This window comes from Ralstonia sp. 22111 (genome assembly GCF_052045895.1).
GTDB classification, from domain to species: Bacteria; Pseudomonadota; Gammaproteobacteria; order Burkholderiales; family Burkholderiaceae; genus Ralstonia; species Ralstonia wenshanensis.
Map to the genome: position 1 here is coordinate 315,334 of NZ_JBQEPR010000005.1, position 21,743 is coordinate 337,076.

A 21,743-nucleotide genomic window follows, 5' to 3' on the forward strand; every position below is an offset into this window, starting at 1 on the left:
CTGATGCCATTTGAAAATGCGCGTGCCGTTGCGGTGCGATAATCCGCCAACTTTTCTCCACGACTCCCTCTGAACTGACGCCGCCATGCAAGCCAACTCGCGCGCCTTTTTCCTGCTGATTGCCGTGATCTCCTTCGGGTTGGTCGGCTATGCGCTGTACCTGCAGCACGTTGAGGGGCTGCAGCCGTGCCCGCTGTGCATCCTCCAGCGGTTTGCGTTCCTGGGCATTGGCGTGTTCTCGCTGCTGGCGGCGCTGTCGTCGGCCACGCGGCTGTTGTGGCACGGGCTCGGGATGCTCTCGGGCTTGGCGGGACTGTGCGTGGCGGGGTACCACGTCTCGCTGCTGCTGAATCCGAAGGCAACGTGCGGGATCGACCCGATCGAAAACTGGGTCAACGCGCTGCCGACTGCCAAATGGTTGCCGCAGGTGTTCGAAGCCGATGGCTTGTGCGTCGGGCCGATGCCGCCGGTGCTGGGCCTGTCGGTGCCGGTGTGGTCGTTGATCTGGCTGGTGATTCTGTCGCTGACGCTGGTGGTGGGGATGATCCGCCGCGAGCGCCGCTGAGCCGGGGCCGCCGATCATGCAACGCGTGCTGGTGAGTGCCTGCCTGCTGGGCCAGCCGGTGCGCTATGACGGCGGCACGGTCGTCACCGAGGGCGGCATCCTGGCGCGCTGGCAGATGGAAGGGCGCATCGTGTCGATGTGCCCCGAGATGGCCGGCGGTTTGCCGGTGCCGCGTCTGCCCGCGGAAATTCACGGCGAAGGCGGTGGTGCGGCGGTGCTGCGCGGCGCAGCCCGTGTCGTCGAACACCACGGTCATGACGTCACCGAAGCGTTTGTACGGGGCGCGCAACGCGCCCTGGAGGCGGCGCAGGCTGCCGGCGTGCAAGTCGCCGTGCTCACCGAGCGCAGCCCGTCTTGCGGTTCTGCATTCCTCTACGACGGCACGTTTTCCAGCCAGTTGCAGCATGGCGAGGGCGTCACCGCTGCGCTGCTCCGCCAGCACGGCATCCGCGTGTTCAGCCAGCACCAGCTGGAAGACGCCGCTCGCCTGCTCGATACGCTGGATCGCGCGGATTCGTCAGTCCGCAAACCGTAGCGGCAGGGCGAGCTGCACGGGCTCGCCGTTCTCCTTCACGACGCTGTTGCGCTCGGCAAAGAGCGGATGCTGCAGTGCTTCTTCCATGCGCAGCACGGGCGTGACACAGCAATCGGCATCGGCAAAACGTTCGGTCCATTCGGCTTGCGTGGCGGTTAGGAACAGCGCAGCAAGTTCGTCGCGAACGGCCCGTGCCTCGTCGCCGCCGACGCGCTGGCCGAGCGCCCAGTGCTTGTCTTTCCATGCAGGCTTGCCGATGACGTCGCACATCACCTGCCAGAACTTCAATTCGAGTGCGCCGACGGCCATGAAGCGATCGTCCGCCGTGCGATACACGCCGTAGCACGGCACGCCGCCGTTGAGCAGATCGCTGCCGGCGGGGCTGGCCTTGCCGCGCGTGCCGACAGCAAAGAACGCCATCAGGTTATGCGCGAATACCGAGTCCGTCATGGAAACGTCGACATAGCGGCCGCGGCCGGTGGCGCGCGCGTCGACCAGCGCGGCCAGGATGCCGACCACCGCCGTGAGCGCACCGCCCAGCAGGTCGCCGATCTGCACGTTGGGGACGATGGGCGTGCCGTCCGCGCTGGCGAGCTGGTCGAGCATGCCCGCATAGCCGACGTAGTTGATGTCGTGGCCGGCGGCTTGTGCGAGCGGTCCGTCCTGGCCGTAGCCGCTGATGGAACACATGACGAGCGCCGGGTTGGCCGCACGCAGGGTGTCCCAGCCGACACCGAGGCGCGCCATGACGCCAGGGCGGAAGCTTTCGATCAGCACATCGGCGTGGCGTACGAGTTCGATGAGCGCGTCGCGGTCTTCGGCGCGTTTCAGGTCGAGCCGCATTTCGGTCTTGCCGCGATTGAGCGAGCGGAAGAACAGGCTCGGGCGTTCAGCCGTGCGGTCAGCGGAGGTGCGCATCATGTCGCGCGCGTAGTCGCCGGGGCTGGGGTCTTCGATCTTGATGACTTCTGCGCCAAGGTCAACCAAGTGGCGCGTGGCGGCCGGGCCAGGCAGCAAGCGCGTAAGGTCGAGCACGCGCACGCCGGCCAGTGGCTGGTGCGTGGCGGTGTCCGGCGAGGGCGATGTCATCAACAGGTCTCCTTGGCCGGGCACGCCAGCCTTAATTGATTTGTTCGAGTTGTTCGTGCAGTTCGAGCCAGCGCTCTTCCAGCTCGTCGAGTTCGGCGTTCAGCTCGGCCTGCCGGCGCAGGCTTTCCATCATGCGCGCCTTGTTGGCCTCTTCATACGCAGCGCCGTCGGCGAGGAAGGCTTCGAGTTCGGCCTTTTCCTTCTGCAGCGGCGCCATGCGCTTTTCGATGGTGTCGACGTTCTTTTGCAGCGGCTTGCGTAGCGCATTCAGGCGCTGACGTTCAGCGGCTTCTTCGCGCTTCTGATCGCGGCGGTTTGTGGCCGGTGCGCCATCTGCATCGGCCGGAGCAGCCTGTGCGCTGGCCGCTGCGCGCTTGGCCGCGGCCTGCTTGAGCAGCCAGTCACGGTAGTCGTCCAGATCGCCATCGAACGGGGCGACGGTGCCCTGGCCAACGAGCAGGAACTGGTCGGTCGTGGCGCGCAGCAGATGCCGGTCGTGCGAGACGAGGATCAGCGTGCCGTCGAACTGGGCGAGTGCCATCGTCAACGCTTCGCGCGTGTCGAGATCCAGGTGGTTGGTCGGTTCATCGAGCAGCAGCAGGTTGGGGCGCTGCCAGACGATCAGGGCGAGTGCCAGGCGCGCCTTCTCGCCGCCAGAAAACGGCTCGATGGGCGAGGTCGCCATATCGCCGCGAAAGTTGAAGCTGCCGAGAAAGTCACGCAGTTCCTGCTCGCGCACGTCGGGCGCCAGGCGCGCCAGATGCAGCAGCGGCGAGGCATGGTCGTCCAGCGTTTCGAGCTGGTGCTGGGCGAAGTAGCCGATCTGCAGGCCCTTTCCGCGCCGGATCGTGCCGGACAGCGGCGCCAGCGTCTCGGCCAGCGTTTTCACCAGCGTCGACTTGCCCTGGCCGTTGGCACCCAGCAGGCCAATGCGCTGGCCCGTCTGGATCGAGAACGTCAGGTGTTTGAGGATGGTGATGGGCTCATCAGCGCTCGGGCCCGGATAGCCGCAATCGACGCCTTCAAATGTGAGCATCGGGTTGGGGGCCGCCTCAGGCTCGCGAAATTCGAACGAGAAGCCCGCCGCCGCATGCACGGGCGCGAGACGCTCCATGCGCTCCAGCGCCTTGACGCGGCTCTGCGCCTGCTTGGCCTTGCTGGCCTTGGCCTTGAAGCGCGTGATGAACGATTCGAGATGCGCAATCTGCTTCTGCTGCCGCGCGTACGACGCTTCCTGCAGCGCCATCTGCTGCAGGCGTTGCGTCTCGAACTGCGTGTAGTTGCCGCCGTAGCGTTTGAGCTTCTGGTTTTCGATATGCAGCGTGACGTTGCACACGCCGTCGAGGAATTCGCGGTCGTGCGAAATCATGACCAGCGTGCCGGCGTAGCGCGACAGCCAGTCTTCCAGCCAGACCACGGCGTCCAAATCCAGGTGGTTGGTCGGCTCATCGAGCAGCAGCAGGTCGGACGGGCACATCAGTGCCTGGGCCAGATTCAGACGCATGCGCCAGCCGCCCGAGAAGCTCGCCACGGGTTGCGTGGTCTGCGCCATCGTGAAACCGAGGCCGAGCAGCAACGCCTGGGCGCGTGCCGGGGCGGTGTAGCCATCGGCATCGGCGAAAGCGGTGTGGGCTTCAGCTTGCGCGTGGCCGTCGTGCGCAGCTTCTGCTGCGGCGAGACGGCGTTCGATGTCACGCAGGCGGGTATCGCCGTCGAGCGTGTAGTCGAGCGCGCTGCGGTCGACTGCGGGGGTTTCCTGCGCCACGTGGGCGACCTGCCAGGTGGGCGGGATGGCGACTTCGCCGCCGTCGGCGTGCAGCTCGCCGCGCAGCATGGAAAACAGCGTGGATTTGCCGCTGCCGTTCACGCCGACAAGGCCGACCCGTTCACCGGGGTTGAGGGTGGCGGTGGCGTGGTCGAACAGCACCTTGGTGCCGCGCTGGAGGACGAGGTCGTCGAATCGGATCACGAAAAACTGCGCTTGAAGGCAAATCGGAGAAGGGTGCGATTGTAGCGTGCTGCGTCGCACGATCCTGGCGCACCGCCGGCGTTTGGACTGGTGCATTGCACCGTGGCGAGGCCGCGCTCGCCCGCAATCTGTGCGGCGGTATTGGACCTAGGGAAAACCATAGGCCTTCATGAAAGTTTTTTTCTTTACACGGTTGATTCGTGAAAATACATTTACACAAAATTTTTACGGCCCAGGAACATGGCGAAATCCACCAGCAAGCGCACGGATGTGTCGAAAGGCGCATTCGCTGCCGATGCGACGGTCTCCGAGCGCATTGGGGCGGCCCTGGCCACGCTCACGCCGGCGCACCAGCGCATGGCGGAATACGTGCTGGCGAACCCGTTCCGCGCGGCCACCATGCGCATCGACGAGTTTGCCGCCGCGGTGGACATGTCGATTGCCACGGCCAACCGCTTTGCGCTGGCGCTGGGCTTTGATGGCTATCCGCAGTTCCGTGCCGGGCTGCTGCGCGGCTTCGAGGCGACGCTCGCGCCGGTGGAAAAACTGCGCCACGAGCTGGCACGCCCGGCCACCAGCGCGGAGATCTTCGCCGCCTCACTCAACGAAGATATCGCCAACCTCGACGCTACGCGCCGCATGCTCGACCCCGCAGCGTGCGAACGCGCGGTCGATGCCATCCTGGGCGCGCAACGCATCTACGTGATGGGCTTTGGCGCCAGCGGCTATCTGGCGGGTCTGCTGCGCCATGGGCTCGATCTGTACTGCGACACGGTGATCTCCGTTTCGCAGCCGGGCGGCGCATCGGATGCGGCGCGCCAACTGCGCAAGATCGGGCCAAAGGATCTGCTGATCGCCATCGCATTCCCGCGCTATGCGGCCGACACCATCACGCTGGCCAAGCAGGCCGGCAAGCAAGGCTGCCAGCTGCTGGCCCTGACCGACAGCCCCACATCGCCGCTCGCGCCGCTGGCCGACATTGCGTTGTATGCGCGGCCGGAGCGGCAGTTCTCAGCCACATCTGACACGGCTGCCGTGGCGCTGTTCGAAGCACTGTGCGGCGCGGTGGCCCATCGCTCGGCGCATTCGCTGGAATCGGCCGAGCGACTCACTGAATTCGTGCTGCCGTGGCTGCATACCGCCCCAGCGCCCCGCGCCAACGATGCCGCAGGCACCCCCGGCACCCCGACGACCACCCGACGCGGCCGCAAACGCACCGCTGAAAACTGATTGACATCGAGCCACGCATGACTACGCCCATCCTCGCCATCCACGGCGGCGCCGGCACCATCACCCGCACGGCCATGAGTGCCGACAAGGAAGCCGCCTACCAGCAGGCGCTGAACGACATCCTGGCCGCTGGGCAACGCATCCTCGTCGATGGCGGCAGCGCGCTGGATGCCGTGACCGAAGCCGTGCGCCTGCTCGAAGAGTGCCCGCTGTTCAACGCCGGCAAGGGCGCGGTGCTCACCAGCGCCGGCACGTACGAACTCGATGCGTCGATCATGGATGGCGCCACGCTGGCTGCCGGCGCGGTCACCTGCGTCAAGCGCCTGCGCAACCCGATCCTCGCCGCCCGCGCGGTGATGGAGCGCAGCGAACACGTGTTGTTCACCTCCGAAGGCGCCGAGGCCTTCGCACAGGCGCAGGGCCTGGAGTTTGTCGAGCCCGATTACTACTACACCGAAGCGCGCTACGCCCAATGGCAGCGCGCCCGCCAGCAGGACGGCATGGCGCTGCTCGATCACGATGCCGCGTCGCTCGTGGCCAAGGAAGCCGCACCCATCGACCCCGACAGCAAGTTCGGCACCGTGGGCGCCGTGGCATGCGACGCGCAAGGGCGCCTTGCGGCGGCCACTTCCACGGGCGGCGTCACCAACAAGAAGGTCGGCCGCGTGGGCGATACGCCCATCGTTGGCGCGGGCTGCTTTGCCAACAACGTGGCGGCGGTGTCGTGCACGGGCACGGGCGAGATGTTCATGCGCGCCGTAGCTGCCTACGACGTTGCCGCACAGATGGAATACGCCGGCAAGTCACTGGCTGATGCAACCGACGACGTGGTCATGCGCAAGCTGATGGCCATCAATGGCCGCGGTGGCCTGATCGCCGTGGATGCGCTGGGCAACGTTGCGTTGCCGTTCAACACTGAAGGGATGTACCGCGGGTTCGCACGCGGCGCGCAAGTGCCCGTTGTGTCGATCTATCGGTAAGAAATCGAACCCGCCAAGCCGGACAGCAGGAGATTTGTCGTGACAGCAACCAAACAGCCCAGTGCCAGCAGCGTCATTGCGATGCCCGATCAGCGCATCGTGCAGGTGCAAGACCTGAGCGTGCGCTTTGCCACGTCCGAGCGCGTGGTCGACGCGGTGCGCAACCTGTCGTTCCACGTCGACCGGGGCGAGACGCTGGCCGTGGTGGGCGAATCGGGCTCGGGCAAGTCGGTGACGTCGCTGGCGCTGATGCGGCTGGTGGAGCACGGTGGCGGCAAGATCGTCGGCGGGCAGATGCACCTGCGCCGCCGCAACGGCGAAGTGCTGGATCTGGCCAACGCTAGCCCAGCCGCCATGCGCGGTGTGCGCGGCGCCGACATCGCGATGATCTTCCAGGAGCCGATGACCTCGCTCAACCCCGTGTTTACCGTGGGCGAGCAGATTGCCGAATCGATTCGTCTGCACCAGGGCAAGACGCATAGCCAGGCAAAGGCCGAGGCCCTGCGCATGTTGGAGCTGGTGCGCATTCCCGAAGCGCGCAACGTGCTGGGGCGCTATCCGCACCAACTGTCGGGCGGCATGCGCCAGCGCGTGATGATTGCGATGGCGCTGTCGTGCAAGCCGTCGCTGCTGATTGCGGATGAGCCGACCACCGCGCTGGACGTGACCATCCAGGCCGAAATCCTGCAACTGATCCGCGCGCTGCAGCAGGAGCTGCACATGGCGGTGGTGTTCATCACGCACGACATGGGCGTGGTGGCGGAAGTGGCCGACCGCGTGCTCGTCATGTACAAGGGCGACCGCGTGGAAGAGGGGCCATCTGCCACCGTTTTTGCACAGCCTGCGCATCCGTATACGCGTGCGCTGCTCTCAGCCGTGCCGCGTTTGGGCTCGATGCAAGGCACCGATGGCCCAGCGCGTTTTCCGCTGCTGCGTGTGGATGGCACGGCCGCTGCGGTCGACACGACACCGCAACCGGCGGCGTCGCACGATGTGCAACCCATTTTGCGTGTGCGGGATCTCGTCACGCGCTTTGACGTGCCCACGGGCATCTTTGGCCGCGTCACGCGCCGGGTGCATGCCGTGGAGCAGGTCAGTTTTGATCTCTACCCTGGTGAGACGCTGGCGCTGGTCGGCGAATCGGGCTGCGGCAAGTCGACGACGGGACGGTCGCTCTTGCGTCTGGTGGATAGCCAGAGCGGCAGCATCGAATTTGCCGGCCAGAACATCGGCGAGTTGAAGGGGCCTGCGCTCCAGACGCTGCGCCGAAACATCCAGTTCATCTTCCAGGACCCATTCGCCTCGCTGGACCCGCGCGTGCCGGTCGGCTACTCCATCATGGAGCCGCTGCTGGTGCACAAGGTGGCCTCCGGCAAAGAGGCGCAGCAACGGGTGGAGTGGCTGCTCGACAAGGTGGGCCTGCAGGCCGCGCATGCGTCGCGCTATCCGCATGAGTTCTCGGGTGGGCAGCGCCAGCGCATCTGCATTGCGCGTGCGTTGGCACTGAACCCGAAGGTGGTGATTGCCGATGAGTCTGTGTCCGCGCTGGACGTGTCGATCCAGGCGCAGATCGTCAACCTGATGCTCGACCTGCAGAAGGAATTTGGCGTTGCGTTCCTGTTCATCTCGCATGACATGGCGGTGGTGGAGCGCATCAGCCATCGCGTGGCGGTGATGTACCTCGGCCAGATCGTCGAGATCGGCCCGCGCCGCGCCATCTTCGAAAACCCGCAGCACGCCTATACGAAGAAGCTGATGTCAGCCGTGCCGATTGCGGACCCGGCGCGCCGCCACCTGAAGCGTGAACTCTCCACGCACGAAATTCCCAGCCCGATCCGTGCCATTGGCGACCTGCCGGTGGTGCAGCCGTTGGTGCAAGTGGCGCCAGACCACTTTGTTGCCCGCCATTCGATTGGCGGCGCTTATTGAATGCAGTGAGACGTCATCTTTGATGAGGAGGAAGGAAATGTTCAATCGCTTTGCCCACCGAGTCGCATTCGGCCCGCGTGCAGCCATGGTTGCCAGCGGCCTGGCCCTGGCGGCATTCACCATGCCGGCCTTTGCCGCCAAGGACGCCGTGATGGCGGTCTACTCGACCTTCACCACGATGGACCCGTACGACGCGAACGACACGCTGTCGTTCAGCGCCGCCAAGTCGTTCTATCAAGGCCTGTTCGGCTTCGACAAGGACATGAAGCTCGTCAACGTGCTGTGCGACAGCTACGAGGTCAGCAAGGACGGCCTGGTCTACACGTTCAAGCTGCACAAGGGCGTGAAGTTCCACGACGGCACCACGTTTGATGCCAACGCCGTCAAGGCCAACCTGGACCGCGTGACGGACCCGGCCAACAAGCTCAAGCGCTACACCCTGTTCAACCGTGTCGCCAAGACCGAAGTGGTGGACCCGTACACCGCGCGCGTGACGCTCAAGGAGCCGTTCTCGCCGTTCATCAACGTGCTGGCGCACCCGTCGGCCGCGATGATTTCGCCCACGGCACTCAAGAAGTACGGCAAGGACATTGCTTTCCACCCGGTCGGCACCGGCCCGTTCGAGTTTGTCGAGTGGAAGCAGACCGATGATCTGAAGGGCAAGAAATTCGCCGGCTACTGGAAGCACGGGCTGCCCAAGATCGACACCATCACGTGGAAGCCGGTGGTGGACAACAACACGCGCGCCACCGTCATGCAGACGGGCGAGGCGGATTTCGCGTTCAGCATTCCGTTCGAGCAGGCGGCCGTACTCAAGAACAGCCCGAAGGTGGATCTGATCGCCGCGCCTTCCATCATCCAGCGTTACGTGTCGTTCAACACGCGCGTCAAGCCGTTCGACAATCCGAAGGTGCGTCAGGCCATCAACTACGCCATCAACAAGGATGCGCTGACCAAGGTGGCGTTCTCGGGTTATGCCGTGCCAGCCGACGGCGTGGTGCCGCAGGGCGTGGATTACGCGGTCAAGCTGGGCCCGTGGCCGTACAACCCGGCTAAGGCGAAAGAGCTGCTGAAGGAAGCGGGCTACCCGAACGGCTTCGAGACGCAACTGTGGTCGGCCTACAACCACACGACGGCGCAGAAGATCATCCAGTTCGTGCAGCAGCAACTGGCCCAGGTCGGCATCAAGGCTCAGGTGCAGGCGCTGGAAGCCGGCCAGCGCGTCGAGCGCGTGGAAAGCGTGCCCAAGCCGGAAGACGCCGGCGTGCGCATGTACTACGCAGGCTGGTCGTCATCGACGGGTGAATCGGATTGGGCACTCCGTCCGCTGCTGGCTTCGGAGTCGATGCCGCCCAAATCGTTGAACACGGCGTACTACAAGAACGACCAGGTCGATGCCGACATTGCCGGCGCACTGCGCACCACCGATCGTGCTGAAAAGTCGAAGCTCTACACCGACGCCCAGAAGCGTATCTGGGAAGACGCACCGTGGGCCTTCCTGGTGACCGAGAAGATCATCTACGCGCGTTCGAAGCGTCTCTCGGGTGCCTACGTGGCACCGGACGGCTCGTTCAGCTTCGACGATATCGACATCAAGCAGTAAGTCTCATTGCCGTACCGGCCCGCGCAGCCGTTGCGCGGGCCGTTGAATTGCCGCCTGCGGTGGATTTGCCATGCTGAACTACTTCATTAAACGTGTGCTGGGCGTGATCCCGACACTGCTGATCGTGGCAGTGCTGGTGTTCCTGTTCGTGCACCTGCTGCCGGGTGATCCGGCCCGGCTCGCGGCCGGCCCCGAGGCCGATGACGTGACCGTTGGCTTGGTGCGCAAAGACCTGGGCCTGGACAAGCCGATGCACGAGCAGTTCGTGCGCTTCTTCGCCAACGCCGTGCGCGGCGAGTTCGGCAACTCGATCCGTACCAAGCGTCCGGTGAGCGAAGAGATCGGAGATCGCTTCATGCCGACGCTGAACCTGACGATTGCGAGCATGGTGTGGGCGGTGATCTTCGGGATGGCCATCGGCATTGCTTCGGCCGTGTGGCGCAACAAGTGGCCGGATCGCCTGGGCATGACGCTGGCTGTGTCGGGGATTTCGTTTCCGGCTTTCGCGCTGGGCATGCTGCTGATGGAAGTGTTCTCGGTGCAGCTCGGTTGGCTGCCGTCCATCGGCGCCGAGAGCTGGAAACACTACATCCTGCCTTCGCTCACGCTGGGTGCTGCGGTGGCTGCCGTGATGGCGCGCTTCACTCGCGCTTCGTTTGTCGAAGTGCTGCAGGAAGATTTTGTGCGCACCGCCCGGGCCAAGGGCGTGCGCGAAACGGTGGTCGTCATCAAGCATTGCCTGCGCAACGCGATGATTCCCGTGGTGACCATGATGGGGCTGCAGTTCGGCTTCCTGCTGGGCGGCTCGATCGTGGTGGAGAAGGTGTTCAACTGGCCGGGCCTTGGTCGGCTGCTGGTGGATTCAGTGGAGATGCGCGATTACCCCGTCATTCAGGCCGAGGTGCTGCTGTTCTCACTGGAATTCATCCTGATCAACCTGGTGGTGGACGTGCTCTACACGATCATCAATCCGACCATCCGCTACAAGAAGTAAGGAGACCGCCATGACACAGGCAACAAGCGTGGCGGTCGCGCCGCAAACCGCTGCAGAGCCCGTCCGCACGCCGTGGACCGAGTTCTGGCGCAAGTTCCGCAAGCAGCATCTGGCGATGGGCGCCGGTGTGTTCGTGATCGCGCTGGTGGTGATCGCCATCCTCGCGCCGCACATCGTGCCGTTCGATCCGGAAAACTATTTCGACTACGACGCGCTCAACGCGGGGCCGTCGGCGCAGCATTGGTTCGGCGTCGATTCGCTGGGCCGCGACATCTTCAGCCGCATCCTGATGGGCACGCGCATCTCGCTGGAAGCGGGCTTCGTGTCGGTCATTATCGGCGCCATCGTGGGCACCGTGCTCGGCCTGCTGGCCGGCTACTACGAAGGCTGGTGGGACCGCATCGTCATGCGCATCTCCGACGTGCTGTTCGCCTTCCCGGGCATCCTGCTGGCGATCGGCATTGTGGCCATCCTGGGCAACGGCATGATGAACGTCGTTTTTGCCGTGGCGGTGTTCAGCATCCCGGCATTTGCGCGGCTGGTGCGCGGCAACACGCTCATGCTCAAGCACCTGACGTATGTGGAAGCTGCGCGCAGCATCGGCGCGTCGGACTGGACCATCATCATGCGGCACATCCTGCCGGGTACGATCTCGTCCATCGTCGTGTACTTCTCGATGCGGATCGGCACCTCGATCATCACCGCAGCCAGCCTCTCGTTCCTGGGCCTGGGCGCACAACCGCCCACGCCAGAGTGGGGCGCGATGCTCAACGAGGCGCGCGCCGACATGGTGACGGCGCCGCACGTGGCGATCTTCCCGAGTTTGGCGATCTTCCTGACCGTGCTGGCATTCAACCTGCTGGGCGACGGACTGCGCGACGCGCTGGATCCGAAGATCGACCGTCGCTGAGATGACGCGCCTCACCATTCCACACATCGGCGCGCTGTCTGCTGGTGCGCGCAACAGCATCACCGACGTGGCGGGCGTCGCCGTTGGCCATGCCACCATTGCTGGCGGCGACATCCAGACCGGCGTGACGGTGGTGCGCCCGCATGCGGGTGACCCGTTCCGCGACAAAGTGCCCGCGGCCAGCGTGGTGCTCAACGGCTTCGGCAAGAGCATCGGCCTAGTGCAGGTGGATGAGCTGGGCGTGCTGGAAACACCGATCGCGCTGACCAACACGTTTGCCGTGGGCGCTGTGGCGCAGGCGCAGATCCTCCAGGCCGTTGCAGCCAACCCGCAGATCGGCCGCACATGGTCGACTGTCAACCCGCTCGTCTTCGAATGCAATGACGGCTATCTGAACGACCTGCAGGCGTTTGCCGTGCAGGACGTGCACTACGACGCGGCCCACGCTGCGGCAGCCGAAGTGTTCGAGCAGGGCGCGGTCGGGGCAGGGCGTGGGATGTCGTCGTTTGGTGTGAAGGGCGGCATCGGTTCTGCGTCACGCGTGGTGACGCTTGCCGACGGCGCCAAACGTACGGTCGGTGCGCTGGTGCTGTCCAACTTTGGTGTGACGCAGAACCTGACACTTGCGGGACGCAGTGTCGGAGAGGAACTGGCGAAAGCGCTGGCCGCCGTTGCCCCAGAGCCCGAGAAAGGTTCGATCATCATGCTGCTCGCCACCGATGCGCCGCTGGACGCGCGTCAGTTGCGCCGCCTCGCCTTGCGCGCGGGCGCAGGTCTGGCGCGTACCGGCTCCGTCTTCGGCCATGGCAGCGGCGACATCGCGCTCGCGTTCTCCACCGCCTACACCGTGCCGCACGAAGGCACACGCGCCATGCCGGCCGTCGCCATGACCCACGAATCGCACCTCGACCCGCTGTTCCAGGCCGCCGCCGACAGCGTCGAACAAGCCATCGTGCACGCGCTGTTCCACGCGACCGCCGTCACCGGCCGAGACGGCAACACGCGCCGCGCCCTGACCGAATTGCTCTGACCTGACTCCATGCGCATCCTGATTTCCGCCGACATTGAAGGCGTGGCCAACGTGTTCCACCCCGAGCAAACGCGTGCCGGTAACGCTGAGTACGAACGCGCCCGCCGCTGGATGACTGCCGAAGCCGATGCAGCTGTTCGCGGCGCCTTCGATGGTGGCGCCACTGACGTACTCGTCAACGATTCGCACGGCGGCTTCCGTAACCTCATCCCCGATTCCATCGACCGCCGCGCACGCTTCGTCCTCGGCAAACCGCGTTACCTCAGCATGATGGCCGGCGTGGACGGCTGCGATGCAGTCTGCATGATCGGCTACCACGCGCGCGCGGGCAGCCGCGGCGTGTTGGCACACACCATCAACAGCTTCGCGTTTGCGCGCGTCTGGTTCAACGAGCAGGAGCTGGGCGAAGCCGGCCTCTACGGCGCCCTCGCCGGCGAGCGCGGTGTGCCGGTGGCCGTGGCCAGCGGCGACGACGTGTTCATCAAGGAAACCAAGCCGCTGCTGCCGCACACCGCGTTTGTCGAGACCAAGCAGGCCGAAGGCCAGAACGCCGGCACGTCGCTCTCGCCTGAGCAATCGTGCGACGCCATCTACGCGGCGGTGAAGGCAACGGTACAGCGCGGGCACTTCAGCATGCCGCTGCGCCTGCAGGCACCGATCGTGTGCCGGCTGCAAACGCAAACGCCCGCACAGGCCGACCTGTTCTGCCAATGGCCCGCCTTGGAACGCGTCGACGGCACGATGCTGCGCTTCGCGGCCGATTCGGTCGAGCACGCCGTGCGCATGCTCAACAGCCTCTCTGCCATGTCCGCGATGCTCCGCTGAGCGCCTCAATCGACGCCAACCCTAGGACCAGACGGTTTGGCCGTTGACGTTCCTGCCCTAGATGGCGCCTTGAGTTTCTGTAAGCCGGCGGAAAAAAGACGGGGAACTGTCTGAGCGCAGCGAGTTTTCCCCGTCTTCGCCCGGTTACAGAAATTCAAGGGGAAGTCGCCATCTCGGGCGCGCCTTTCTTTGCCTACCTTTCTTTGGCAAGACAAAGAAAGTAGGTCGGCCCCGGCAGGGGACGAAACAGGGATAGACCAAAAACGCACATCGCAGCGTAAACTTCAGGACACCCAACCCCGAAGGAGCCCCCCATGACCCGCGCACTCACACTCGGCATGCTGCTGTGTGCGCTAGCACTAACGGCCTGCGACCGCCGCCCGTCCCCGGCCAATCCGCCCACGCCGCAGACGTCGAAGGCCGAAAAGGCTGCCGCCGCACTGGCCAAGGCCGCCGCAGAATTCAAATGCCCCGCGCCATCGGGCCGTTTCATGATCGACGACGGTACCAACCGCGGTCCCAAGCAACCCGTGCGCACCAACTGCACCACCGCCTACGCGACCTGCGACGCCCAGTCGCAAGCCGTCTTCGACCACTGCCCGAGCGGTCAGGTGTTCGATAAGCGCTTTTCCATCTGCGTCGTGAAAGACGCATGTGATGAGGTGAAGTCCTGACGGCTGCCATGCGCGGTATCCGGACAATCCGCATTGCCGGCCGCACGGGATCAAACCAGCAGCGTGGCACCTGCCCAGGCAATCAGCACGGCGCCCAGCACGCGGCCGACGTGTTCGCCGCGGGGCAGGATCTTCTCCACAAAGACGACGAGCGACAGAGCGGCAATCCAGACGAGATTCATGACGCCGCCCACAAAGAGCAAGGCCATCAGCACCCAGCAGCAGCCTACGCAATACGCGCCGTGGCGCATGCCCAGCAAGAAGCTGCCTGCCGCGCCAGGGCGCCAATGCGCGGTCAGGAAGCCCACCGGCGAGCGGCACTGCGCCAGGCATGCGCGCTTGAGCGCAGAGAACTGATACGCCCCCGCTGCTGCCAGCACCGCTGCGGAGAGCCCCGCGCTCTTTGACCACAGCATCATTTCTGAAATGAGGCCCGTCGGTTGCAGCGCCATCTGCAGGGATGCCGCACCTAGGGAAAAAGCCAGCCACGCAACCAGGTAACCGGCCAGAAGACTTACCGAAAGGATTGCCGACCTGGCCTCGCCCGTGCCGTGGTGCCGCAGAACACGCAGATACAGCAAGATGAGCGGTGCCGCGCTGGGCGTCATCATCGCGGTCATCATCACCCACCACATCAGGGTCACGGTGGGCAACGATGCATCCATGCCGCCGATGCCGCTAGGCAATCGATGCGGAAACAGCGTGAACGCCGTCATGTCGAGTGCGGACATACCCATGCCTGCACCCGTCCACAGATACCACCAAGACAGCGTGACTACGGCAACGATGCCGAGTCCCGTGATGACGCGCTCGCGTTGGAGGACGCTTTCGAGGCCGCTCATGCAGCGGTGCGATGCCGAATCGGTCCCTTGTTGTTCAGGTGCAGTCGCGCGAATTGCCCGTAAGAATTTTTGAGATCCAGCGCGATGTTGCCCTGTGAGTGGCTGGTGGCGGAGCCAACCTCGGCCAGTTCGTATTCGAAGCCGTGCGGCAGATCGATGCGGGCACGGTGTTCGGCGCCCGTCACCGGATTACGGATCGGTTCGCCAACGGTATCGAATATGCCATCGACATGAATCCGGCCGCGTCGGGCATCGACATCGACGTCGTAGTCGATCTGCGTAAAGATCGGATCGAATACCTGCTCAAACGTCGACGCGAATACCGAGAACATCGTCGCGAACGGTTCGGTATCTTGCCCTGCCATGATTTTCAGGATGGCTTCGCGTTGTGCCGGGGTGGCGCGCTCGTCGACGATCGGCTGACATCTGCCTTTGCCTTCGTGGATGGGGCCGGGCCAATGGAACAAGAGCGCGATCTTCACGCCGTCGAGTTGCACATCGCCGTGGTAGCCGCTGTCGATCGAGATCGCGCCCATCGCTTCGCAGATACCTTTGGTTGGCAGCGCGTTGAACTGACACGGGCAACCGTATGAGCAATTGCAGTTGATGAGCTCAGTCCCTTGGATTTCCCACGGAGTCATGGTGGTTCTCCTGCCTCTTCCAGGCGCGTGCGCGCCTGACGCGCGTCGTCGTAGGACGACGGATTGCGTGGGCTGAAACTGGGGCGGCTGGCTTAAGGCGTGCGCACCTTCCACGCATAATCAGACCCTAGTGCACGGCGAGGGGAAGTCAAGACGGGGATTGGACCGCATGGACGATGGGCCGGGGATGCATCTTGCGGCGCAACGCTCGATGTCCCGCGATGCCGAAGCGCAAAACCGTTGCGGCTGTTCTGGCTGCGGATGCTGCCTTGCCAGCGATACGGAACGCGCCTGCTGCAATGGCAGGAGGCGCGCTTGGCTCAGCGTCTTACAGCGCCTCGCGCGTGACCAGGAATACCTGGTCTTCGCCTGCGCTGGTCGGCAGCCAGACCAGATCAAGATCGGGGAACGCCGCTTCAACGTTTTCGCGCTCGTTGCCGATCTCGACAACCAGCACGCCGTGCGGCTTCAGATGGCGTGGCGCATCGGCCAGAATGCGACGCACGATGTCCATACCGTCGGTGCCGCCGGCCAGGGCCATGCGTGGCTCGGCGCGGTATTCGGGTGGCAGCGCCTGCATCGACGCCTCGTTCACGTACGGCGGGTTCGTCAGGATCACGTCGTAATGCACGCCCGGCGGCAGCGGCGCATACAGGTCGCCTTCGTGCAGGCGGATGCGCTCTTCCAGGTGGTAATCGGCGACGTTGCGATTGGCCACAACCAGTGCGTCCGGCGACAGGTCCACCGCGTCGATGGTCGCATTGGGCCATTGCAGCGCCGCCAGGATCGACAGGCAGCCCGAGCCGGTGCACAGCTCCAGCACATCGGTCGGGCCGTCCTCCTGGTCAATCCACGGTTCCAGCCCGTCTTCGAGGAATTCTCCGATGAAGCTGCGCGGCACGATCACGCGCTCGTCCACGTAGAAGCGCATGCCGTGCATGAACGCCTCGTGCGTGATGTACGCGGCGGGCACCCGGTCGACGGCACGGCGCTCGATCACCTTCAGCACGGCGGCCACTTCTTCGGGCAGCAAGCGCGCGTCCATGAAGGGCTCCAGCGTGTCGATCGGCAGGTGCAGCGTGTGCAGGATCAGGTAAGCGGCTTCGTCGTAGGCGTTTTCGCTGCCATGGCCGAAAACAAGGCCGGCGGCGGTGAAGCGCGATACGGCGTAGCGCAGCAGATCGCGGACGGTGGTGAACGGGTGGGAGGCGGGGAGGGTAGGCGTGGTCATGGTTGACGGGTATGGCTCAGCGTTGGGTGGCAGCGAGCAGGTCGACGTAGGCCACGTCGAGCAGGTCGGATTCGGCAATGCCGAGGGCGTGCATCAGTTGGTGGGCGATCTTCACGCCGTCGTCTTCGGACTGCGTATCGCGCAGCACGACTTCGAGTTCGGCGAAATCGCCGAGGTCTTTCACTGCATCGACATGAATGCGCGTCTGGCCGGCGAGATACAGCTGGCGCACCTTGACGACACGGCCGGCCGTGCCGATGGCGGCGGCCAGCGTGTCGCGCAGCGCGTCGGGCGCGCTGGTCGGAACGATGTGGTAGTCCGACACGCGCGGGCCGGCGCTGTTGGCGCGGAAGTAGTGGATCAGCTCACCGCGCTCGGGCGAGAACTGCCGCAGCTTCAGGCGCCCGTTCGCACAGGCGAAGAACGTGTCGTCCTGCTCGATGCGTTCGGGGCCGGAATCCGCGATGGCAGCCGCGCGCTCGATGAGTGCCGCCACATCGCGCACACGCGCCTTGATCTCGACGTTGCGCGCCATCGGGGCAACCTCAGGCGATCAACGTTTCCAAGACGCGGCGATACACGTTTTTCAGCGGCTCGATAAACGCCACTTCGACGTGTTCGTCGATCTTGTGGATGCTCGCGTTCGGCGGGCCGAACTCGATCACCTGCGGGCAGATCTTGGCGATGAAGCGGCCGTCCGACGTGCCGCCCGTGGTCGACAGTTCGGTCGTCACGCCGCACTCGGCCTGGATGGCGGAGGACAGGGCTTCGGAGAGGTCGCCTCGCTCGGTCAGGAAGGGCTCGCCGCCCAGCGTCCAATCGAGCGTGTAGTCGAGGCCATGCGCATCGAGAATGCTGTGCACGCGCGCCTTGAGGCCGTCCGGTGTGCTCGCGGTCGAGAAGCGGAAATTGAAGTCGATCGTGACGTGGCCGGGAATGATGTTCGTCGCGCCCGTACCGCCGTGGATATTCGACATCTGCCATGTGGTCGGCGGGAAGTACGCGTTGCCGTCGTCCCACTTGGCAGCGGCCAGTTCCGCCAGCGCCGGCGCGGCCAGGTGGATCGGGTTCTTGGCCAGATGCGGATAGGCGATGTGGCCTTGCACGCCATTGACCGTGAGCTTGCCCGACAGCGAACCGCGTCGCCCGTTCTTCACCATATCGCCGAGTGTCGACACCGACGTCGGTTCACCGACCACGCAGTAGTCAAGGCGCTCGCCGCGTGCACGCAGCAGGTCGCACACCTTGACGGTGCCGTCGTGCGCGGGGCCTTCTTCGTCGCTGGTGATCAGGAAGCCGATCGAGCCGGCGTGGTCCGGATGTTTGGCAACGAATTCTTCCGATGCCACCACGAAGCCTGCAATCGATGTCTTCATGTCGGCTGCGCCACGGGCGTAGAGCTTGCCGTCGCGGTGCGTGGGCTCGAACGGGTCGGAGTGCCATTGCTCGACGGGGCCGGTCGGCACCACATCGGTGTGGCCCGCGAAAACGAGCAGCTTGCCGTCGGTGCCGGCCCGGCCGCGCTTGACGGCCCACAGGTTGGTCACCCGAAAGTGGTCCGGGCCGCTGATCACGGTTTCGCATTCGAAGCCGGCTGCGGTCAGGCGTTCGATCAGCACGTCCTGGCAACCCTTGTCTTCGGGCGTGACGGAGCGGCGGCGGATCAGGTCTTCAGTGAGGGCAAGCGTGGGCTGCATGTTCGACATGACGACAGTCACGGTGATGTTGTTGTGGTTAGAACAGGGCGGCGTACTGATCCGCCGAGAAGCCGACGTTGACGCTCTTTTCGTGCACGAGCACTGGCCGCTTGATCAGCGACGGGTTGGCCTGCATCAGCGCGATGGCGCCGGCTTCGTCTTCCGCGCGGGCCTTGTCGGCGTCAGACAGCGCGCGCCACGTGGTGCCCTTGCGGTTGAGCAGCGTGGTGAGCGGCACATGCTTGAGCCAGCCGGCCAGCATGTCGGCGCTCACGCCTTGCTTCTTGAAATCGTGAAAGGTGTAGGCAATGCCGTTCGATTCGAGCCACGTGCGGGCTTTCTTCACGGTGTCGCAATTGGGGATGCCGTGCAGGGTCGTCATGGTGGGATTCGCAATCAGTGTCGAGAGGCTTGCAGGGCAAACGAGAGGGCAACAACGGCCAAGGCAAAGCCGATGGACGCCATCCACGTCATGCGCTTGAGGCGGCGCTCCAGCCGCGCGGCTTCGTCGCGCAACGCGTCGATGGTGATGGCGTGCTGTTCGGCCAGCAGCTTGACGGACTCGGCCTGCTGCAGGATCGCCGCTTCCAGCTCGGCAATCCGTGTATTCGGGTCAGGCGCGGCGCCTTCTCCGCGGGCAGGCTCAGTCCCGGTTTTCTTGCGGTTCTTGAACTTGTCGATGGTCTTGTTCGCTTGCTCCAGGATGGTGGGCAGCAGCGACAGGACAGTCCCGATGGTGTTTGGATCAAGACCCATGATGCGTTGGCGCAGCGTGCCGAAGCGGGTGCCGGTGGCATTGCGTTCGGACATGGCTGGGCTTCAAGTGGTTGGCATGCCCGCAAGACTAGCAGGCATGCCTTGCGCCGATGCTTAATCGCCGCGCAGCAGCTCGTTCAGGCCCACCTTGGCGCGCGTCTTGGCGTCGACCTTCTTGACGATCACGGCGCAGTACAGGCTGTGCGTGCCATCCTTCGACGGCAGGTTGCCCGCCACCACCACCGAGCCCGCCGGGATGCGGCCATAGCTGACTTCACCGGTTTCGCGGTCGTAGATCTTGGTCGACTGGCCCAGGTACACGCCCATCGAGATCACCGAGTTTTCTTCAACGATCACGCCTTCCACCACTTCCGAGCGGGCGCCGATGAAGCAGTTGTCTTCGATGATGACGGGGTTGGCCTGCAGCGGCTCCAGCACGCCGCCGATGCCCACGCCGCCCGACAGGTGAACGTTTTTGCCGATCTGTGCGCACGAACCGACGGTGGCCCACGTGTCGACCATCGTGCCTTCGTCAACGTAAGCGCCGATGTTCACGTACGACGGCATCAGCACCGCGTTCTTGGCGATGAACGAGCCACGGCGCGCCACGGCTGGCGGCACCACGCGGAAGCCGCCAGCGGCAAAGTCTTCTGCCGTGTAGTTGGCGAACTTGCTCGGCACCTTGTCGTAGAACTGCGTGAAGCCGCCGGCAGCCATCGGGGCGTTGTCTTCCAGGCGGAACGACAGCAGCACGGCTTTCTTGATCCACTGATTGACGATCCACTCGCCGTCCTTCTTCTCGGCCACGCGCAGCGCGCCACGATCGAGCTGGCCGATCACGTTGGCGACGGCTTCACGGACATCGGCCGGAGCGGCCTTGGGCGACAGGTTGGCGCGGTCTTCCCACGCTTGATCGATCAGGGATTGCAGTTGTTGCGTCATGGCTGTGTTCGCTCTAGGAGAAATTCGGGAAAATGGGGTAAGGGGTCAGCGTTGCTGGCGGGACTCGACGCAGAATTCGACAATCCGGCGCGCGCCTTCCAGGCATTCGTCCACGCCGGCCACCAGCGCGATGCGCACGTAGTCCTGGCCAGGATTCGTGCCGTGCGCCTCGCGCGCGAGGTAGCTGCCTGGCAGCACGGCGACGTTTTTAGCGGCCAGCAGCTGGCGTGCGAATTCAGTGTCCGACAGGCCCGTGCGTTTGACGTTGGCCCACAGGTAGAAGGCTGCGTCGGGCAAGGCCACGTCCAGCACTTCGGCTAGCATCGGCGTGACCTGCTGGAACTTCTTGACGTACTGCGCGCGGTTGTCGCGCACGTGGGCCTCGTCGTTCCACGCAGCGATGCTAGCGGATTGCACCGACGGGCTCATCGCGCTGCCGTGATACGTGCGATACAGCAGGTAGGCCTTGAGCAGCTTGGCGTCGCCGGCCACGAAACCGGAGCGCATGCCCGGCACGTTGGAGCGCTTGGACAGGCTCGAGAACATCACCAGGCGGTCAAAGCCGCGGCCCAGCTTGTGGGCGGCTTGCAGCGCGCCCAGCGGCGGGTTGGCCTCGTCGAAATAGATCTCGGAATAGCACTCGTCCGAGGCGATGATGAAGCCATATTCGTCCGACAGCGCGAAGAGTTGCTTCCAGTCTTCTAGCGTGAGCACGGCGCCGGTCGGGTTGCCCGGGCTGCATACGAAGACGAGCTGCACGTTGCGCCATTCTTCGGGCGTGATCGCGGCGAAGTCGGGCGCGTAGTTGCGCGCCGGGTTGCTGTTGGCGAATAGCGGCGTGGCGCCGGCCAGCAGCGCCGAGCCTTCGTAGATTTGGTAGAACGGGTTCGGGCACAGCACGCGGGCGCCGGGCTTGCTGCCGTCGATCACGGTTTGCGCGAACGAGAACAGCGCCTCGCGCGAGCCGTTGACCGGGATGACCTCGGTGGCCGGATCGACCTTCGGCAAGCCGTAGCGGCGCTCCAGCCATGCGGCGATGCACTGTCGCAGTGCATCGGAGCCGAGCGTCGTGGGATAATTCGCCAGCCCGCCAAGCGCCGCCGTCAGCGCGTCTTTCACCAGGGCCGGCGTCGGATGCTTGGGCTCGCCGATGCCGAAGCTGATCGGTGTATGGACGGCGCTGGGCGAGACGTCCTTCACAAGCGCTTTCAGTTTCTCGAACGGATACGGCTGGAGGGCGGACAGACGCGGATTCACGGTGTTGGGCGGCGGTGTTGGGCTGGTCAGCGGGCAAGCTTGGC

The 21,743-nt window shown here is 64.8% G+C and carries 22 protein-coding genes; 11 read left to right on the forward strand and 11 right to left on the reverse strand.

Translation table 11 applies throughout. From position 1 onward, the window contains the following. Positions 1–85 precede the first annotated feature (85 nt). Both ACTJK4_RS15540 and ACTJK4_RS15545 read left to right on the forward strand, forming a co-directional pair. Positions 86–565, forward strand: a complete 480-nt coding sequence (locus ACTJK4_RS15540; RefSeq protein ID WP_232042687.1) for a disulfide bond formation protein B — start codon at positions 86–88, stop codon at positions 563–565. A 16-nt stretch (positions 566–581) separates the two neighbouring features. Beyond that, the gene (locus tag ACTJK4_RS15545; protein WP_440818314.1) at positions 582–1,100 is read left to right on the forward strand and encodes a DUF523 domain-containing protein; all 519 of its coding nucleotides are present in this window, start codon (positions 582–584) and stop codon (positions 1,098–1,100) included. On the opposite strand, the gene ACTJK4_RS15550 is transcribed toward ACTJK4_RS15545, so the two are convergent. After that, positions 1,083–2,189, reverse strand: coding sequence for a CaiB/BaiF CoA transferase family protein (locus ACTJK4_RS15550; RefSeq protein ID WP_440818315.1), 1,107 nt, complete (start codon positions 2,187–2,189; stop codon positions 1,083–1,085). The genes ACTJK4_RS15545 and ACTJK4_RS15550 overlap by 18 nt on opposite strands. A gap of 31 nt (positions 2,190–2,220) precedes the next feature. After that, complete coding sequence (locus ACTJK4_RS15555; protein ID WP_433867213.1) at positions 2,221–4,158, reverse strand: ATP-binding cassette domain-containing protein; 1,938 nt, start codon at positions 4,156–4,158, stop codon at positions 2,221–2,223. A 240-nt stretch (positions 4,159–4,398) separates the two neighbouring features. Between ACTJK4_RS15555 and ACTJK4_RS15560 the strand changes: the two genes are divergently transcribed. The 9 genes from ACTJK4_RS15560 to ACTJK4_RS15600 all read left to right on the forward strand — a co-directional run bounded on the left by ACTJK4_RS15560 (position 4,399) and on the right by ACTJK4_RS15600 (position 14,333). Next, positions 4,399–5,388, forward strand: a complete 990-nt coding sequence (locus ACTJK4_RS15560; protein ID WP_322016625.1) for a MurR/RpiR family transcriptional regulator — start codon at positions 4,399–4,401, stop codon at positions 5,386–5,388. A 17-nt stretch (positions 5,389–5,405) separates the two neighbouring features. Further along, on the forward strand, positions 5,406–6,368 hold the full coding sequence (locus ACTJK4_RS15565) for an isoaspartyl peptidase/L-asparaginase family protein (RefSeq protein ID WP_440818316.1): 963 nt from the start codon (positions 5,406–5,408) through the stop codon (positions 6,366–6,368). 81 nt (positions 6,369–6,449) lie between these two features. Then, positions 6,450–8,297, forward strand: a complete 1,848-nt coding sequence (locus ACTJK4_RS15570; protein WP_392397759.1) for a dipeptide ABC transporter ATP-binding protein — start codon at positions 6,450–6,452, stop codon at positions 8,295–8,297. A gap of 37 nt (positions 8,298–8,334) precedes the next feature. Then, complete coding sequence (gene gsiB / locus ACTJK4_RS15575) at positions 8,335–9,900, forward strand: glutathione ABC transporter substrate-binding protein GsiB (RefSeq protein WP_260802555.1); 1,566 nt, start codon at positions 8,335–8,337, stop codon at positions 9,898–9,900. Positions 9,901–9,970: 70 nt separating this feature from the next. Further along, positions 9,971–10,894 (forward strand): glutathione ABC transporter permease GsiC, encoded by a 924-nt coding sequence (gsiC, locus tag ACTJK4_RS15580; protein WP_232042695.1) that lies wholly within the window; start codon positions 9,971–9,973, stop codon positions 10,892–10,894. 10 nt (positions 10,895–10,904) lie between these two features. Next, positions 10,905–11,804, forward strand: a complete 900-nt coding sequence (gene gsiD / locus ACTJK4_RS15585) for a glutathione ABC transporter permease GsiD (RefSeq protein ID WP_414560583.1) — start codon at positions 10,905–10,907, stop codon at positions 11,802–11,804. 1 nt (position 11,805) lies between these two features. Further along, on the forward strand, positions 11,806–12,834 hold the full coding sequence (locus ACTJK4_RS15590; protein WP_440818317.1) for a DmpA family aminopeptidase: 1,029 nt from the start codon (positions 11,806–11,808) through the stop codon (positions 12,832–12,834). Between the two features lie 9 nt (positions 12,835–12,843). Further along, on the forward strand, positions 12,844–13,659 hold the full coding sequence (locus ACTJK4_RS15595; protein WP_232042698.1) for a M55 family metallopeptidase: 816 nt from the start codon (positions 12,844–12,846) through the stop codon (positions 13,657–13,659). 314 nt (positions 13,660–13,973) lie between these two features. Next, positions 13,974–14,333 carry a chitin-binding domain-containing protein gene (locus tag ACTJK4_RS15600; protein ID WP_232042699.1) on the forward strand — a complete coding sequence of 120 codons (360 nt, stop codon included), beginning with the start codon at positions 13,974–13,976 and terminating at the stop codon, positions 14,331–14,333. A 50-nt stretch (positions 14,334–14,383) separates the two neighbouring features. Here the strand turns inward: ACTJK4_RS15600 and ACTJK4_RS15605 are convergent, their stop codons facing one another. From ACTJK4_RS15605 to dapC, 9 genes are all read right to left on the reverse strand, one after another. Then, positions 14,384–15,175 carry a DUF2182 domain-containing protein gene (locus ACTJK4_RS15605; RefSeq protein ID WP_440818318.1) on the reverse strand — a complete coding sequence of 264 codons (792 nt, stop codon included), beginning with the start codon at positions 15,173–15,175 and terminating at the stop codon, positions 14,384–14,386. Next, positions 15,172–15,816, reverse strand: coding sequence for a DUF1326 domain-containing protein (locus ACTJK4_RS15610; RefSeq protein ID WP_232042701.1), 645 nt, complete (start codon positions 15,814–15,816; stop codon positions 15,172–15,174). Before ACTJK4_RS15610 ends, ACTJK4_RS15605 begins: the two co-directional genes overlap by 4 nt. A 328-nt stretch (positions 15,817–16,144) precedes the next feature. Beyond that, the gene (prmB, locus tag ACTJK4_RS15615; RefSeq protein WP_440818319.1) at positions 16,145–17,047 is read right to left on the reverse strand and encodes a 50S ribosomal protein L3 N(5)-glutamine methyltransferase; all 903 of its coding nucleotides are present in this window, start codon (positions 17,045–17,047) and stop codon (positions 16,145–16,147) included. A gap of 16 nt (positions 17,048–17,063) precedes the next feature. Then, complete coding sequence (locus ACTJK4_RS15620) at positions 17,064–17,582, reverse strand: class IV adenylate cyclase (RefSeq protein WP_440818320.1); 519 nt, start codon at positions 17,580–17,582, stop codon at positions 17,064–17,066. Between the two features lie 10 nt (positions 17,583–17,592). Next, positions 17,593–18,744 (reverse strand): succinyl-diaminopimelate desuccinylase, encoded by a 1,152-nt coding sequence (dapE, locus tag ACTJK4_RS15625; protein WP_433867573.1) that lies wholly within the window; start codon positions 18,742–18,744, stop codon positions 17,593–17,595. Between the two features lie 37 nt (positions 18,745–18,781). Next, positions 18,782–19,126, reverse strand: coding sequence for an ArsC family reductase (locus ACTJK4_RS15630; protein WP_316656073.1), 345 nt, complete (start codon positions 19,124–19,126; stop codon positions 18,782–18,784). Positions 19,127–19,140: 14 nt separating this feature from the next. Next, positions 19,141–19,554: a hypothetical protein gene (locus ACTJK4_RS15635; protein WP_440818321.1), complete on the reverse strand. Its 414-nt coding sequence runs from the start codon at positions 19,552–19,554 to the stop codon at positions 19,141–19,143. Positions 19,555–19,614: 60 nt separating this feature from the next. Continuing rightward, positions 19,615–20,442 (reverse strand): 2,3,4,5-tetrahydropyridine-2,6-dicarboxylate N-succinyltransferase, encoded by an 828-nt coding sequence (gene dapD, locus ACTJK4_RS15640; RefSeq protein ID WP_024975807.1) that lies wholly within the window; start codon positions 20,440–20,442, stop codon positions 19,615–19,617. A 45-nt stretch (positions 20,443–20,487) separates the two neighbouring features. Beyond that, a complete protein-coding gene (gene dapC / locus ACTJK4_RS15645) occupies positions 20,488–21,699 on the reverse strand; it encodes a succinyldiaminopimelate transaminase (RefSeq protein WP_440818322.1) in 1,212 nt (403 codons plus the stop codon). Positions 21,700–21,743 lie beyond the last annotated feature (44 nt).